Raw genomic sequence first — 17,388 nt, 5'->3', positions numbered from 1 at the left:
TGTGGATGTGGTGCTGGATTCCCTGGCGAGGGAGTTCGTGGATGCCTCGCTGCGGTTGCTGCCGCGGGGCGGCCGGTTCCTGGAGATGGGCAAGACCGACGTCCGCGATGCACAGGAGGTCGCGGCCACGCATGCGGATGTCCGGTATCGGGCGTTCGATCTGTGGGAGGCCGGCCCGGAGCGGATCGGGGAGATGCTGACCGCCCTCCTCGACCTCTTCGAGCAGGGTGTGCTGGAACCGCTGCCGGTGACGGCGTGGGATGTGCGCAAGGCTCCGGAGGCGTTCCGGTACCTGAGTCAGGCCCGGCATGTGGGCAAGGTGGTGCTGACGATGCCGGTTCCCCTCGACTCGGAGGGGACGGTCCTGGTCACGGGCGGTACGGGTGGTCTGGGCGCGCTGGTGGCCCGGCATCTGGTGGCCGAGCACGGAATGCGTCACCTCCTGTTGGCCAGCCGCCGCGGGCCCCAGGCCCCGGGCGCCGAGGCGCTGCGCGAGGAACTGGCGGCACTGGGCGCTGAGGTCACCGTCGCCGCCTGTGACACCGCGGATCGCGAGGCGCTGCGCGGGCTGCTCGGCTCCGTACCGCCGCGGCACCCGCTGACGGCGGTCGTGCACACGGCCGGGGTGCTCGACGACGGTGTGGTGTCCTCGCTGACGCCCGACCGGCTGGATGCCGTGCTCCTGCCGAAGGCGGACGCGGTGAGCACACTGCACGAGCTGACCCGGGGCGAGGACCTGGCCGCATTCGTCCTCTTCTCCTCCGTCGCCGGCATGTTCGGCAGCTCGGGGCAGGGGAACTACGCGGCGGCGAATGCCTTCCTGGATGCGTTCGCCCAGGCCAGGCACGGTGCGGGGCTGCCGGCCACCGCACTTGCGTGGGGCCCGTGGGCGCCCGGCGCGGGCATGACCGGCGAGCTGGCGGATGCCGATCTCCAGCGCATGGCGCGTGGTGGCATGGTGCCGTTCACGACCGAGCAGGGCATGGCGGCGTTCGACGCCGCGTTCCGTACCGCCGAAGCGGTGTATGCCCCTGTGCGGCTCGACCACACGATGCTGCGGGCACCGCACTCCGCGCCGCCGGCTCTGCTGCGTGGTCTGGTGACCGGGTCCGCCCGGCGCTCGGCTGCGTCGGCGGCCCCCGGTGATGCCTCGGAGAGCCTGCGGACCCGGCTGACTGCGCTGCCGGCCGCCGAGCGGGAGCCTGCGGTACTGGAGCTCGTCCGTGCGCAGGCGGCACTCGTGCTCGGGCACGCCGGCCCCGAAGCGGTCGAGTCCGCCCGGGACTTCCGGGGCCTGGGCATCGACTCGCTCACCGCTGTCGAGCTGCGCAACCGGCTGGGCGCGGCGACCGGTCTGCGGCTGCCGGCGACGCTCGTCTTCGACTACCCGTCGCCGGTGGCACTGGCCCGCCATGTGTGCACCGAACTGTTCGGAGACGATGCGGCGGCCGTAGCCCCGGTCGCCGCGGCCGGCCGGCCGGCGACCGGCGAGGAGCAGCTCGCCGTCGTCGCCATGAGCTGCCGGTTCCCGGGAGGGGTGCGCAGCCCCGAGGAGTTCTGGCGGCTGTTGTCCGGTGGTGTGGATGCGGTCTCCTCCATACCGGCCGACCGGGGCTGGCCGACGGACGGAGAGGCCGGCGGGTTCGAGGGCGGATTCCTCTACGACAGTGGTGACTTCGACGCCGACTTCTTCGGCATCTCGCCCCGCGAAGCAGTCACCATGGACCCGCAGCAGCGGCTTCTCCTCGAAATTTCGTGGGAGGCACTGGAGCGGGCCGGCATCGACCCGACGGCCCTGCGCGGCAGCCGGACCGGGGTGTTCGCGGGAACGAACTATCAGGGCTACGGCTCGGCCGCGCACACCCTGCCCGAGGGCTCCGAAGGGCAGTTGCTCACCGGTCACGCGACCAGCGTGACCTCCGGCCGTGTCTCCTATGCCCTGGGACTCGAAGGCCCCGCGGTGACGGTCGACACCGCCTGTTCGTCGTCCCTGGTGGCCCTGCATCTGGCCGCACAGGCACTCCGGCTCGGGGAGTGCGATCTCGCCCTGGCAGGCGGGGTGACCGTGATGCCTACTCCGGGTACCTTCGTGGAGTTCAGCCGGCAAGGGGGACTGGCGGGCGACGGTCGCTGCAAGGCGTTCTCCGACGACGCGGATGGCACCGGCTGGGGCGAAGGTGCGGGCATCGTCCTGGTCGAGCGGCTCTCCGACGCGCGGCGCAATGGCCACCCGGTGCTCGCCGTGCTCCGCGGCTCCGCGGTCAACCAGGACGGGGCGTCGAACGGCCTCACGGCCCCCAACGGGCCCTCCCAGCAGCGCGTCATCCGGTCCGCGCTCGCCAACGCCGGCCTTGAGGCCCACGAGGTGGACGCGGTCGAGGCGCACGGCACCGGGACCTCGCTGGGCGATCCCATCGAGGCACAGGCGCTCATCGCCACGTACGGACAGAACCGCGAGGCCGATCGGCCCCTGTGGCTCGGCTCGGTGAAGTCGAACATCGGTCACACTCAGTCCGCGGCCGGCATCGCCGGTGTGATCAAGATGGTGCTGTCGCTCCAGAAGGGCGTGCTGCCCCGAACGCTGCATGTCACCGAGCCCTCCTCGCACGTGGACTGGTCATCCGGTGAAGTGCGGCTGCTGACCCGGGCCGTGGAGTGGCCGCAGCGCGAACTGCCGCGCCGGGCCGCCGTGTCCTCGTTCGGGATCAGTGGCACCAATGCGCATGTGGTGCTCGAACAGGACGGGGCGACGGACAGCGGACCCACCGACGGCGACTCCACCGACAGCGGCCCCGAGCGCGCCGCGCGCGCCGAACACCACCGGCCCGACAGCCATCAAGGGCCCGTCGTGTGGCCGCTGTCCGCCCGCTCCGCCGCCGCACTCCGTGACCAGGCGAAGCGGCTGCGCGCGCACCTCGCAGACCGTCCTGGCCTGCTCGTGCACGATGTCGGATACTCGCTCGCCACCACCCGGGCCGCCTTCGACCACCGGGCGGCGCTGGTTGCCGAGGACCGGGACACGTTCCTGAACGGCCTCGCCGCGCTCGCCCGCGGTGAGGACTCGGCGGAGGTGGTGCGCGGGCAGGCGGGCACCGGTGGGAAGCTCGCCTTCCTGTTCAGCGGTCAGGGCGCCCAGCGCGCCGGCATGGGCCGGGAGCTCTACGAGCGGTTCCCCGCCTATGCGACGGCGTTCGACAAGGCCTGCGCGGAGTTCGACCGGCACCTCGAACGGCCGCTGCGTGACCTCGTCTTCGCGGATGAGGGATCGCCCGATGCCGCGCTGCTCGACCGCACCGCGTACACCCAGCCCGCGCTGTTCGCCGTGGAGACGGCACTCCATGCCCTCGTCGGATCGTGGGGCGTCAGGCCCGATGTCCTGATCGGCCACTCCATCGGAGAGCTGACTGCCGCGCACGTGGCCGGGGTGCTGACCCTTGAGGACGCCTGCGCCCTCGTCGCGGCCCGCGGCCGGTTGATGCAGGAACTGCCGGATGGCGGCGCCATGATCGCCGTACAGGCTGCCGAAGAAGAGGTGCGGCCCCTGCTGGAGGGCTTCGCGGACCGGGCGGGGATCGCCGCGGTGAACGGGCCTTCAGCCGTCGTCGTCTCCGGTGCGGAGGGCGCCGTCACCCACCTTGCCGGGCAGCTTGCCGAGCAGGGGCGAAAGACTAGGCGTTTGCGGGTCAGCCATGCGTTTCACTCACCACTGATGGAAGCGATGCTGACGGAGTTCGGTGAAGTCGCGCGGGGGGTGCGCTATGCACCACCGCGGATTCCCGTCATCTCCAACCTCACCGGGGAACCGGCCACCGAAGCCGACCTGACCTCGCCCGACTACTGGGTGCGGCAGGTGCGGGAGGCCGTGCGCTTCTGCGACGGCATCCGCCGGCTGGAGGCCGACGGAGTACGGACATACCTGGAGCTGGGTCCCGATGGCGCCCTTGCCGCCATGGCTTGGGAGAGCCTGCGGGAGCCCGATGAGGCCACCGCCGCGCTCCCCGTCCTGCGGCGCGAACGGCCCGAGGTGCGCAGCGCCCTGCTGGCCGCGGCGGGCCTCCAGGTGCGCGGCCTGGCGGAGTCGGCCGCCCTCTCCGGGGCCGGGGCACGCCGTGTCGAACTCCCCACCTATGCCTTCCAGCGCGTCCGGTACTGGCTGGATCCGGCCGTCACACCGGCCGGTGCCCACCCGGCGCCGACCGCGGACGAACAGTTCTGGGACGCGGTGGAACAGGCCGACCTGGGCGCCCTCGCCGAGCGGCTGCGGCTGACCGCGGATGCGCCGCTGAGTGAGGTGCTGCCCGCGCTGACCTCGTGGCGTCAGGCGCACCGCGAGCGCACCGCCGCCGACGGCTGGGAGTACCAGGTCACCTGGCGGCCCACCGCCGACACCGCCGTCCCCGTACTGTCCGGCACCTGGCTGCTGCCGCTGCCCGCGGGACGCGCCGACAGGGCCCGGGAGAAGGCGATTGCCGACGGACTCGTCGCCCATGGTGCGGCCCGGGTCATCCCGTTCGAGGTCGACTGCGGTGAGGTGGAACGCGCTGCACTCGAAGGCCAACTGGCCGTAGTGGAAGCAGAGTTCGGGCCCATTTCTGGTGTGTTGTCGTTGCTGGGCACCGATGAGGAACCGCACCGGGCGCAGCGCGCCACCCCCGGCGGACTCGCCGCGACCGTGGCGCTCGTCCAGGTCCTCGACGACCTGAGGGTCGGCGCGCCGCTGTGGTGCGCGACCACCGGGGCCGTCGCGGTACGGGACGGCGAGGCTGTGCCCTCTCCCGTACAGGCCGCCGTCTGGGGCTTCGGACGGGTCGCCGCGCTGGAGTATCCGCAGGGCTGGGGCGGACTGGTCGACCTGCCCGCGGAGCTGGACGAACGAGCCGTACAGCGGCTGTGCGCCGTGCTGGAGGCCGGGACCGGTGAGGACCAGCTTGCCCTGCGGGGCTCGGGTGTGTACGTACGGCGGCTGGTCCGGGCCCGGTCCCAGGACGCCGGCCCCGGCGGCGGCGAGCCCTCGACAGGTGGCGGCACCGTCCTCATCACCGGAGGCACCGGCGCGCTCGGCGCCCAGGTGGCCCGCCGGCTCGCCGACCGGGGCGCCCCGCATCTGGTGCTGGCGAGCCGGCGCGGAACACGGGCCGACGGTGCGGCCGAGCTGGCGGCCGAACTGACCGCCCGCGGCAGCCGGGTGACGGTCGTCGCCTGCGACACCGCCGACCGGGACGCGCTGGCTCAGCTGCTGGCCGAGCACCCCGTCGACGCGGTGTACCACGCCGCGGGCGTGCTCGACGACGGCCTGATCGCCGGGCTGGACGGACTGCGCCTGGACGCCGTACTGCGGCCCAAGATGGCCGCTGCGGCGCACCTGCACGAGCTGACGGACGAGCGCACCGCGCTGGTGCTGTTCTCCTCCTTCGCCGGCACGGCCGGGGCCACCGGCCAGGCCAACTACGCCGCCGCCAACGCCTATCTGGACGCCCTCGCCCGGCACCGGCAGGCTCTTGGCCGGCCGGCCACCTCGATCGCATGGGGCCCGTGGGCCGGCGGTGGCATGGCGGCCGGCAGCGCGGGTGACGAGCGGCTGACGGAGCGACTGGCCCGCAGCGGGATGCTCCCCCTCGACCCGCGCCTCGCCGCCGACGCACTGGAGCGGGCGGTGGCCCGCGGCGCCACCACGCTGACCGTGGCCGACGTGGACTGGTCGCGGTTTGCGCCCGGCTTCACCGCGGCGCGGCCCAGCGCCCTGCTGAGCGATCTGCCGGAGGCACACGCGGCGGCACAGGCGGCGGCATCGGTGCGCGATGCGGCGGGCGGCCCGCACGGCGGGCTTGACGCGCTGCGCGAGGAGCTTGCCGGGCGGAGCGCGGCGGATCAGGAACGCGTCCTCGCCAACCTGGTCCGTGACCACGTCGCCGCGGTCCTCGGGCACTCCTCCGCGGACGCGATCGACCCGCAGCGGGCCTTCAGCGAGCTGGGCTTCGACTCGCTGATGGCCGTCGAACTGCGTAACCGGCTCGGCCTCGCCACCGGAGCGCCGCTCCCCGCCACCTTGCTGTTCGACCACCCGACGGCCGCGGCCCTCGCCCGCCACCTGCGCACGCAGGTGGCCGCCGGGGACACCGCCGGGGCGCTGCCCGCGCTCGCCGAACTGGACCGGCTCGACGGTGTGCTGGGTGCGGTGCCGGCGGACGATCCGCAGCGCGCCAGGATCGCCTCCCGGTTGCAGACGCTGCTGGCGAAGTGGAACGACCCGCAGGACACCGAAGCGGAGACCGGCGACGGCACCGGGGTGAGCGACCGGATCAACTCCGCCACCGCTGACGAGATCTTCGACTTCATCGACAACGACCTCGGCATGTCATGACACTCCGACCGCGACAGTCCCGGACCCGCCACGTGGATGAGGACACATGAACGACGAGAAGCTCCTCCAGTACCTCAAGAAGGTCACCCGCGACCTTCACCAGACCCGGCAGCGCCTCCAAGAGGCCGAGGCCGGGGCCGGGAGCCGGGAGCCGGTGGCGATCGTGGCGATGAGCTGCCGCTTTCCCGGGGGTGTGGGTTCGCCTGAGGATTTCTGGCGGTTGTTGGCGGGTGAGGTGGATGCGATTGGTGAGTGGCCGGCGGACCGTGGCTGGGATGTGTCGGGGTTGTATGCCCCGGAGCCGGGGGAGGCTGGGCGGAGTTATAGCCGTGCGGGTGGGTTCCTCGCTGATGTGGCGGGGTTCGATGCGGCGTTCTTCGGGATTTCGCCGCGGGAGGCGGTGGCGATGGATCCGCAGCAGCGGTTGCTGCTGGAGACGTCGTGGGAGGCGTTGGAGCGGGCCGGGGTCGACCCGGTGTCGCTGCGCGGCAGTCGTACCGGGGTCTTTGCCGGCACCAACGGCCAGGACTACACCGGGCTGCTGTTCGGCTCCGCGGACGACCTCGACGGGCACATCGGCACCGGCAACACCGCGAGTGTCCTGTCCGGCCGTGTTTCCTATGCGCTGGGGCTCGAAGGGCCTGCGGTCACGGTGGATACGGCCTGTTCGTCGTCGCTGGTGGCGCTGCACCTCGCGGCGCAGGCGCTGCGTTCGGGGGAGTGTGATCTGGCGCTGGCGGGTGGTGTCACGGTGATGTCGACGCCGGGGGTGTTCCTGGAGTTCAGCCGGCAGCGCGGGCTTGCTGCCGATGGCCGTTGCAAGGCGTTCGCCGATGCCGCCGACGGCACCGCCTGGGGCGAGGGAGCCGGCATGCTCCTCGTCGAGCGGCTCTCCGACGCGCGGCGCAACGGCCACCCCGTCCTCGCCGTGCTCCGTGGCTCCGCGGTCAACCAGGACGGGGCCTCCAACGGCCTCACGGCCCCCAATGGCCCCTCCCAGCAGCGGGTCATCTGGCAGGCGCTGGCCGGCGCCGGTCTGGCCACGGCGGACGTCGACATGGTGGAGGCGCACGGGACCGGCACCACCCTCGGCGACCCCATCGAGGCGCAGGCGCTGCTGGCGACCTACGGCCAGGACCGGCCGGAGGACCGGCCGCTGTGGCTCGGTTCGGTGAAGTCCAACATCGGGCACACCCAGGCCGCCGCCGGCGTCGCCGGCGTCATCAAGGCCGTCCTCGCCCTCCGGAACGGGCTGATGCCACGAACCCTGCACATCGACCGGCCCTCACACCACGTCGACTGGTCGGCGGGCCGGGTGGCGCTGCTCACCGGGGCCGAAGCGTGGCCCGACCACGGGCATCCGCGGCGCGCAGGCGTCTCCTCGTTCGGCATCAGCGGCACCAACGCACATGTCATCCTCGAACAGGCCCCGGCGCCGGGCCCCGCCCCTGCCACTGACCGCACCGCCCCGGCAGCTGCCCCCTCCCGCCCCCTCGCCTTCCCCGTCTCCGCCAGGACGGCCGAAGCGCTGCGCACCCTCGGCGCCCGGCTGCGCGCACAGCTGTCCGAGCAGCCCGCACCGCCGCTGCCCGACCTCGCCCGGTCCCTCGCCACCACCCGCCCCGCCTTCGAGCACCGGGCCACCCTCCTCGCCGACGACCACGACACGCTGCTCCACGGCCTGGACCTGCTCGCCCGCGACACCCCGTCCCCCGCCGTGGTACGCGGCACCGGCCGCGCCGAAGGGCGCACCGTCTTCGTGTTCCCCGGCCATGGCCCCCAGTGGGCCGGGATGGCCACCGAACTGCTCGACACCGAACCGGAGTTCCACGCCCGCTTCACCGAGTGCGCGCACGCCGTGGAACGCTTCTCCGGCTGGTCTCTCGAGGCCGTGCTGCGCGGCGCGGACGGGGCACCGCCACTCGACCGGGTGGACGTCCTCCAGCCCGCCCTGTTCGCCGTGACGGTCGCCCTGGCGGGGCTCTGGCGTGCCAGGGGAGTGCAGCCCGACGCCGTGGTGGGACACAGCCAGGGCGAGATCGCCGCCGCCTGCGTCGCGGGGGCACTGACCCTGGAGGACGCCGCCCGGGTCGTCGTGCTGCGCGGCCAGGCACTGACCGCAATCGCCGGACGCGGCGGCATACTGTCCGTCCAGCTGCCCCCCGGCGACGTGGAGGAGCGCCTCGCACCGTGGGGCGGCCGGCTGTCGGTCGCGATCGTGAACGGACCCCGGTCCGTGGCCGTCTCCGGCGACACGGGCGCACTCGACGAGCTGGCTGCCGCGCTCTCCGCCGACGGCACCCAGGTCCGGCGGATACCGATCGCCTACGCCTCGCACTCCGCGCAGGTCGAGGAGGTACGCGAGCGGCTGCTCACCGACCTGGCAGCGGTCAGCCCCCGCAGCGCCGAGATCCCCTTCCTCTCCACGGTGACCGGCGACTGGCTCGACACCGCCGAGCTGGACGCCGCCTACTGGTACCGGAATCTGCGCGGGACCGTACGCTTCGAGCAGGCCATCCGCACCCTCGCCGAACAGGACTACCGCAGCTACGTCGAGACCTCACCGCACCCCGTGGTGACCCCAGCCATACGCGAGACGCTCGACGCACTCGACATCACGGACGCCGCCGTCGTCGGCACCCTCCGCAAGGGCGAGGGCGGCCCCCGCCGCTTCCTCACCTCACTCGCCGAACTGTCCGCCGCCGGCGGGCCCGTCGACTGGCGCACCGCCCTCCCCGCCCCCGAGGCGGACGCCGCTCGCCGGCACATCGACCTGCCCACCTACCCCTTCCAGCGGCGCCGCTACTGGCCCGAGCCCGCCGCACCGGGCAGCGGCCCCGTCGGCGCCGTCGACGCGCCCTTCTGGGACGCCGTCGAGAGCGGCGACGCCGACACCCTCAGCGCCGCACTGCGGATGGACGCCGAGGCCCTCGACGGGATGCTGCCCGCACTCTCCGACTACCGGAAGCGTCACCGCGCAGGGGCCCTGGCCGACTCCTGGCGCTACCGCATCACCTGGAAACCCGTCCCCGCCGACGTGACCCCGCCGGCCCTCGACGGCACCTGGCTGGTGCTCACCGCCGGCGACGAGCCGCCGGCCCGTGACCTGACGACGGCACTCTCCGCTGCCGGAGCACACCCGGTGACCGTGCCGACCGACCCCGAACAGGACCGGGCCGCCCTCGCCGGCACCCTGGCAACGGCCCTGCGCGGCACGGCACCCGCCGACGGGCCGCTGCCTCCGGTCGCCGGCGTCCTCTCGCTGCTGGCCCTGGACGAGGCCGACCACAGCGCACACCCCGGCCTGCCCCGGGGCTTTGCCGCCACCGTCGCCCTCGTGCAGGCGCTGGACGACCTCGGGGTCCAGGCGCCGCTGTGGTTCGCCACCCGCGGCGCGGTGGCCACCGACCCGGCGCGGGCCGTGCCCGCGCCCCGCCAGGCGCTGGTGTGGGGCTTCGGCCGGGTCGTCGCCCTGGAGGAGCCCGAACGCTGGGGCGGACTGCTGGACCTGCCCGACACTCTGGACCCGGCCGCGGCCACCGCCGTCGTCCGCACCCTCGCCGGGATGGGCGACGAGGACCAGGTCGCGGTCCGGCCGCACGGGATCCTCGCCCGCCGCCTGGTCCGCGCGGCGACCGGGGCCCTGGGCACCGTACGCCGCTGGGCACCCTCGGGCACCGTGCTGGTCACCGGCGGGACCGGCGCACTGGGAGGCCATGTCGCCCGCTGGCTCGCCCGCAACGGCGCACCGCACCTGCTCCTCGTCAGCCGCCGCGGCGGCGACGCCCCCGGCGCCGCCGAACTCGCCGCGGAACTCGCCGGGTTCGGCACCAGTACCGAGTTCGCCGCCTGCGACATCGGCGACCGGGACGCGCTGGCGGCCCTGCTCGACGCCATCCCCGCCGACCGGCCGCTCACCGCGGTCCTGCACACCGCCGCCGTGCTCGACGACGGGACGATCAACTCCCTGACACCCGCCCAACTGGCGGGTGTGCTGCGGGTGAAGGCCGGCGGCGCCCACCACCTCGACGAACTCACCCGGAAGCACGACCTGTCGGCCTTCGTCCTGTTCTCCTCGACCGCCGGCACCATCGGTGCCCCGGGACACGCCAACTACGCCCCCGGCAACGCCTACCTCGACGCCCTCGCCCAGCGGCGCCGGGCCGCCGGACACCGCGCCACCTCCGTCGCCTGGGGCCCCTGGGCCGACGGCGGTATGGCCGAGGGCACCGTCGGCGAGCGACTGCACCGGCACGGCGTACGCGTCATGGATCCGCAGACGGCCGTGGCCGCCCTGCACCAGGCCCTCGACCACGACGACACCGCACTGGCCGTCACCGACATCGACTGGGACACCTTCGCGCCCGCCTTCACCACGGCCCGCGCCCGCCCCCTGATCGCCGACCTGCCCGACGCCCAACGGGCCCTCGCCACCGCCGCACCGGCCACCGAGGACGCCCCGGCTACCGGTCCCGCCCTCGCCCGGCACCTCGCGGCCCTCGACGCCCCCCAGCAGCTGCGGGCCCTGTCGGAGCTCGTCCGGGCCCACGCCGCCGCCGTCCTCAATCACACCGACCCCGACGAGATCGCCCCCCAGCGTGCCTTCCGCGACCTGGGCTTCGACTCACTCATGGCCGTCGAGCTCCGCAACGCCCTCAGCGCCGCCACCGGCACCCGGCTCCCGACCACGCTCCTCTTCGACCATCCGACCCCGGCCGCCCTCGCCGCCCGGCTGCGCACCGAACTGCGCCCCGACGAGGTCTTGGCACCGCCCGCACCGGCGCTTCCCGCTCCGCCGCCCCACGACGGCGAGGCCCTCGCCATCGTGGCGATGAGCTGCCGCTTTCCGGGGGGTGTGGGTTCGCCTGAGGATTTCTGGCGGTTGTTGGCGGGTGAGGTGGATGCGATCGGTGAGTGGCCGGCGGACCGTGGCTGGGATGTGTCGGGGTTGTACTCCTCGGAGCCGGGGGAGGTCGGGCGGAGTTATAGCCGTGCGGGTGGGTTCCTCGCTGATGTGGCGGGGTTCGATGCGGCGTTCTTCGGGATTTCGCCGCGGGAGGCGGTGGCGATGGATCCGCAGCAGCGGTTGCTGCTGGAGACGTCGTGGGAGGCGTTGGAGCGGGCCGGGGTCGACCCGGTGTCGCTGCGCGGCAGTCGTACCGGGGTCTTCGCCGGCACCAACGGCCAGGACTACACGTCCCGTTCCCTCGCCCCGGCACCGGACGCGGAGGCCCATCTCGGCACCGGCAACACCGCGAGCGTCCTGTCCGGCCGTGTTTCCTATGCGCTGGGGCTCGAAGGGCCTGCGGTCACGGTGGATACGGCCTGTTCGTCGTCGCTGGTGGCGCTGCACCTCGCGGCGCAGGCGCTGCGTTCGGGGGAGTGTGATCTGGCGCTGGCGGGTGGTGTCACGGTGATGTCGACGCCGGGGGTGTTCCTGGAGTTCAGCCGGCAGCGCGGGCTTGCTGCCGATGGCCGTTGCAAGGCGTTCGCCGATGCCGCCGACGGCACCGCCTGGGGCGAGGGAGCCGGCATGCTCCTGGTCGAGCGGCTCTCCGACGCACAGCGGAACGGCCACCCGGTGCTCGCCGTTCTGCGTGGCTCCGCGGTCAACCAGGACGGTGCCTCCAACGGCCTCACCGCCCCCAACGGCCCCTCCCAGCAGCGGGTCATCCGCCAGGCCCTGGCCGGCGCGGGCCTGACCGGCACCGACATCGACGCCGTCGAGGCGCACGGGACCGGCACCACCCTCGGCGACCCCATCGAGGCGCAGGCGCTGCTGGCGACCTACGGCCAGGACCGGCCGGAGGACCGGCCCCTGTGGCTCGGTTCGGTGAAGTCCAACATCGGGCACACCCAGGCCGCGGCGGGTGCGGCGGGCCTGATCAAGATGGTGCTGGCGCTCCAGCACGGTGTCCTGCCGGCCACGCTGCACATCGACCGGCCCTCGACCCATGTCGACTGGTCGGCGGGGAACGTCCGGCTGCTCACCGCCGCACAGGAATGGCCGCGGACGGACCGGCCGCGACGGGCGGGTGTGTCCTCGTTCGGGATCAGCGGCACCAATGTCCACGCCATCCTCGAACAGGCCCCCGCCACCGACACCCCGCAGCCGGACGCAGCACCCGAACCACCGGCCGTAGCCGCACCCTGGGTGCTCAGCGGCACCACCCACGACGCGCTGTGCGCCCAGGCCGGGCGGCTGCTCAGCCATCTGCGGAACAGGCCCGAACTCGGCCTGCGGGATGTGGGGTTCTCGCTGGCCACCACCCGGTCGGCGTTCACACACCGTGCCGCCGTCCTGGCCGCCACCCGTGACGAACGGCTGACCGCCCTGGGCACCCTGGCCACCGGCGAGAGCACACCCCACGTCCTCACCGGGCGGGTACGGGGCGAGGGCGCAACCGCGCTGCTCTTCACGGGGCAGGGCGGCCTGCGGCCGGGGATCGGCCGGGAGCTGTATGCGGCGTTCCCGGTGTTCGCGGAGGCGTTTGATGCGGTGTGTGCGCAGTTCGACGGCGCCGGCGACGAGGGCGGCGGTGGCGGGTCAGGGCTGGAACTGCCGCTGCGGGATGCCGTGTTCGGTGACGATGCCGAGCTGTTGGGCCGGATGGCTGTTTCGTCGGCTGCGTTGTTCGCGGTGGAGGTGGCGCTGTTCCGGCTGGTGGAGTCGTTCGGTGTCCGGCCGGACTTCCTGACCGGTCATTCCCTTGGCGAGTTGGTGGTGGCACATGTGGCGGGTGTGTTGTCGCTGGAGGACGCGTGTCGTTTGGTGGCGGCGCGGGGCCGGTTGATGCAGGCGTTGCCGGCGGGTGGGGTGATGGTCTCGCTCCAGGCGGGCGAGGACGAGGTGGTGCCGCTGCTGGAGGGGCTTGAGCAGCGGGTGAGCATCGCCGCCGTGAACGGGCACCGGACAGTGGTGATTTCCGGCGAGGAGTCCGCCGTCGCCGAGATCGCGGACCGGTATGTCTCCGAGGGGCGGGAGACGAAGCGGCTGCGGATGAGCCATGCGTGCCATTCGCCGTTGATGGATCCGATGCTCGACGCGTTCCGTGCCGTCGCCGAGAGCGTGTCCTACGGCGAACCGTGCATCCCGGTGGTCTCCACCGTCACTGGTGAGCTTGCGGCAGCCGGGGAACTGACGTCTCCGGACTACTGGGTGCGGAACGTCCGTGCGGCCGTCCGCTTCGCCGACGCCGTCCGGTGGCTGGAGCGGCACGGCGTGACCCGGTTCCTGGAGATCGGTCCGGACGGGACGCTGACGGCGCTGGCGGAGGGCTGTCTCGACGATGCCGACCGTGCGCTGGTCCCCCTGCTGCGCAAGGACAGGTCCGAGACGGCCGGTGTGATGGCCGCGGTCGGCAGACTGCACACCGCGGGCGCGGGCCTCGACTGGTCCGCGCTGTTCGCCGGTGCCCGCCGGGTGGACCTGCCCACCTACGCCTTCCAGCAGCGACGCCATTGGTGGGACACCGTGACCGGGGCGGGGGACCTCGACTCCGTGGGCCTGCGCGCCGCCGACCACCCCCTGCTCGGTGCGGCCGTCACCGTCGCCGGTGCCGAGTCCACGGTCTTCACCGGCCGGCTCTCCCTGACCGGCCACCCGTGGCTCGCCGATCACGCGGTGCTGGGCGAGGTGATCCTCCCGGCGACCGCCTATCTGGACCTGGCAGTGGCCGCGGGTGACCGGACCGGGTGCGGCCATCTCGCCGAACTGACGCTGGAGACACCGCTTGTCCTGCCGGAGCAGGGCGCGGTCCATTTCCAGGTAGCGGTCAGCGCGCCGGACGACGCCGGATGGCGGCCGTTCACGGTGCACTCCCGGCCGGTGGAGGCGGACGACGCCGACCCCTGGACCCGGCACGCACACGGCACTCTGGCCACCGCGTCCCCCAACGATCCGGGCACGCTGCACAGTTGGCCGCCCGAGGGTGCCGAACCTGTCGGGCCGGGGGAGTGGTACGACGCGTTCGCCGAGGCCGGCTTCGCCTACGGGCCGGCCTTCCAGGGGCTCGGTTCCATCTGGCGGCGTGGCGATGAGCTGTTCGCCGAGGCCGAGCTGCCCGAGCCGTACCGGGCCGACTGCGCGCGGTTCACGCTGCACCCCGCACTGCTCGACGCGGCCGTCCAGGCGCTCCTCGTCGGCGGCGGGGACCCCGGTGGCCTGGGGGCCGCCGGGGCGATGCTGCCGTTCTCCTGGAGCGGAGTGACGTTCCACGCCGAGGGGGCCACCGCGCTGCGGGTCCGGCTGGCGCCGGTCGAAGGCCGAGCCGACGCCTTCTCGGTGTTGGTCACTGACACCTCCGGCCGGCCGGTCGCCAGCGCCGACGCGCTCACCCTGCGCGCGGTGAGCCCCGAGCAGGTGTCCGCCGGTGCACCGGCGGCACCCGACGTTCCGCTCCGTCTCGGCTGGCAGGCCGCTGCCTCTCCGCCGCGTCCCGAGGCGGTGCGGTGGGCGGTGATCGGCGGCCCGGCCGACCGGGGCGCGTCCGGCGGGGGACCGGCGGAGGCCGGGATCACCGAGGCGCTGGACGGTGCGGGCGTGCATGTGGAGGCGTATGCCGATCTCGACGCGCTGGCGGCCGCGGCGGCCACGGGGATGGCCATGCCCGACACCGTACTGCTGGTGTGCGTACCGGAGTCCGGTGACAGCGCGCCGAGCGGGGGCGACAGGACGCACGGGGACGGCCCGTCGCAGGTGCGGGAGCTGCTGTCCGCCACCACCGCTGCCTGCCGGCACTGGCTCGCCGAAGAGCGGTTCGCCGGCTCCCGGCTGGTGTGCCTCACCCGGGGCGCGGTGGCCGCCGGGCCTGCCGAGGACGTCAGTGATCTCGCGGGTGCGGCGCTGTGGGGGCTGATCCGCTCCGCGCAGCGGGAACACCCCGGGCGGTTCGCGCTCCTCGACCTCGACAGCGCCGAGACCTCCGGCAGCGCCCTCGCCGACGCGGTGGCCGTCGCCCCACCGCAGGCACTGCTCCGCGCCGGCCAACTGCTGCTGCCGCACCTCACCCCCGTCACCCCGCCCGCCGTCCCGGCCCGCGCCTTCGACGCAGAGGGCACGGTGCTCATCACCGGGGCCACCGGGGTGCTGGGCCGGCTCATGGCACGCCACCTCGTCGCCCGGTACGGGGTGCGCCGGCTCCTGCTGGCCAGCCGCAGCGGGCCGGCCGCCGACGGGGCCCAGGAGCTGCTGGCGGAGTTGGCCGAGGCGGGCGCCGAAGCCTCCCTCGTGGCCTGTGATCTCGCCGAACGAGCCGCCGTCGTGGCGCTGCTCGACTCGGTCCCGGCGAGCCACCCGCTGACCGCCGTCGTCCACGCCGCCGGAGTCCTCGACGACGGAGTGCTCACCGCGCTCGACGACGTACGGCTCGACCGGACGCTTCGCCCGAAGGCTGACGCCGCCCTGCTGCTGCACGAGCTGACCCAGGACCGTGACCTGACGGCGTTTGTGCTGTTCTCCTCCGCGGCCGGCACCTTCGGCTCCGCCGGGCAGGCCAACTACGCCGCCGCCAACACCTTCCTGGACGGGCTGGCCCAGCACCGGGCGGCCCAGGGGCTGCCGGCCACCTCGCTGGCGTGGGGGCTGTGGGCCGGAGGGGGCGGGATGACGGCGGGGCTCGGTGATTCCGACCGGCGGCGCCTTGCCCGCGGCGGGATGCGGGAGCTCTCCGCCGACGACGGGCTCGCTCTGTTCGACGCCGCACTGGCGACGGGCGAGCCCGCGTTGGTCACCATCGGACTCGACAGGGGCGGGCGTACGGCGCTGCTGGGCGGTGGGACCACCGGCGGCCCGGCCCGGCGTACCGTGTCCGCCCCCGGAGCGAACCGGGACGATCTGCTGGCACGGCTGTCGGCCGCCGCCCCCGACGAGCGGGCCGCGCTGCTGCTGGGCCTGGTACGGGGCAGGGTGGCGGCGGTCCTCGGCCACGAGTCACCCGAGGAGGTCGCACCGGACTGGGAGTTCACCGAGCTGGGCTTCGACTCGCTGACCGCCGTGGAACTGCGCAACCAGCTCAGCACGGCCACCGGACTGCGCCTCCCCGCCACGCTCGTCTTCGACGTCGCCACCCCGCACGACCTTGCGCTGCGGCTCGGCGAGGAGCTGACCGGAGCGGCCCTCCCGGCTCCGGGTGCCCGGCGCGCCGACGACGGGCCGGTGAGGCCGGAACCAGCGCAGGACACCCTCGGCGCCCTCTTCCGGCAGGCATGTGAGGCGGGGCGGGTGCCGGAGGGGTTTGCCCTGCTCCAGGCCGCCGCCGAGCTGCGGCCGACGTTCGAGAAACCGGAGGAGTTCGGGACCCTTCCGGCGCCGGTGCGACTGGTGCGCGGCGGCGACACCCCGGGCACCGCCGTGCCGCGGCTGATCTGCTTCAGCTCGTATGTGGCGCTCGCCGGGGTGCACCAGTACGCCCGGTTCGCGGCCGCCCACCGGGGCACGCGCGACGTCTGGGCGCTGCCCACACCGGGGTTCGGCCGGGGTGAGCCGCTGCCCGCCTCGTTCGACGCGGTGGTACGGCTCCAGGCCGAGACGGTGCGGGAGTGCGCGGGCGAGGAGCCGTTCGTGCTCCTCGGCTCGTCGTCCGGCGGCATCCTGGCGCTCGCCGTGGCGCTCTTTCTGGAGAAGGCCGGGACGCCGCCCGCGGGTGTGGCGCTGCTGGACACCTATCTGCCCCGCGAGGACTCGCCGTTCGTCCGCTTCGCCGGGGAGATGATCGGCGGGATGTTCGACCGGGAGTCGCTGTTCGCGGAGATGGACGCCGACCGGCTCACCGCAATGAGCTGGTACCTCGGGGTCGTCGGAGCCTGGTCACCGGACCGCCTCTCCTGCCCCGTGCTGCTGGCGCGCTCCAGTGAACCGCCGGTGACCGCGCAGGACGGAGCGCTCGCACCGGAGGAGTGGCAGGCGTCGTGGGACGGTGCGGACACCGTCACCGATGTGCCGGGCAATCACTTCACGATGATGGAGGACCACGCGGGCGACACCGCGAAGACGGTCACCGCCTGGCTGGACACGCTCTGAGGACCGC

Annotated in this window: 2 protein-coding genes; both read left to right on the top strand. The window is 73.8% G+C overall.

The features are described from left to right. On the top strand, window positions 1-6,361 hold a 6,361-nt coding region (locus AC3EUV_RS34155; protein WP_488187990.1), incomplete at its 5' end, for a type I polyketide synthase. A 46-nt stretch (window positions 6,362-6,407) separates the two neighbouring features. After that, window positions 6,408-17,381 (top strand): type I polyketide synthase, encoded by a 10,974-nt coding sequence (locus AC3EUV_RS34150; RefSeq protein ID WP_435604596.1) that lies wholly within the window; start codon window positions 6,408-6,410, stop codon window positions 17,379-17,381. Window positions 17,382-17,388 lie beyond the last annotated feature (7 nt).

The organism is Streptomyces sp. bgisy130 (genome assembly GCF_057708345.1).
Note: the sequence above shows the minus strand (reverse complement) of the source record. Positions and strands in the feature narration are given on the sequence as shown.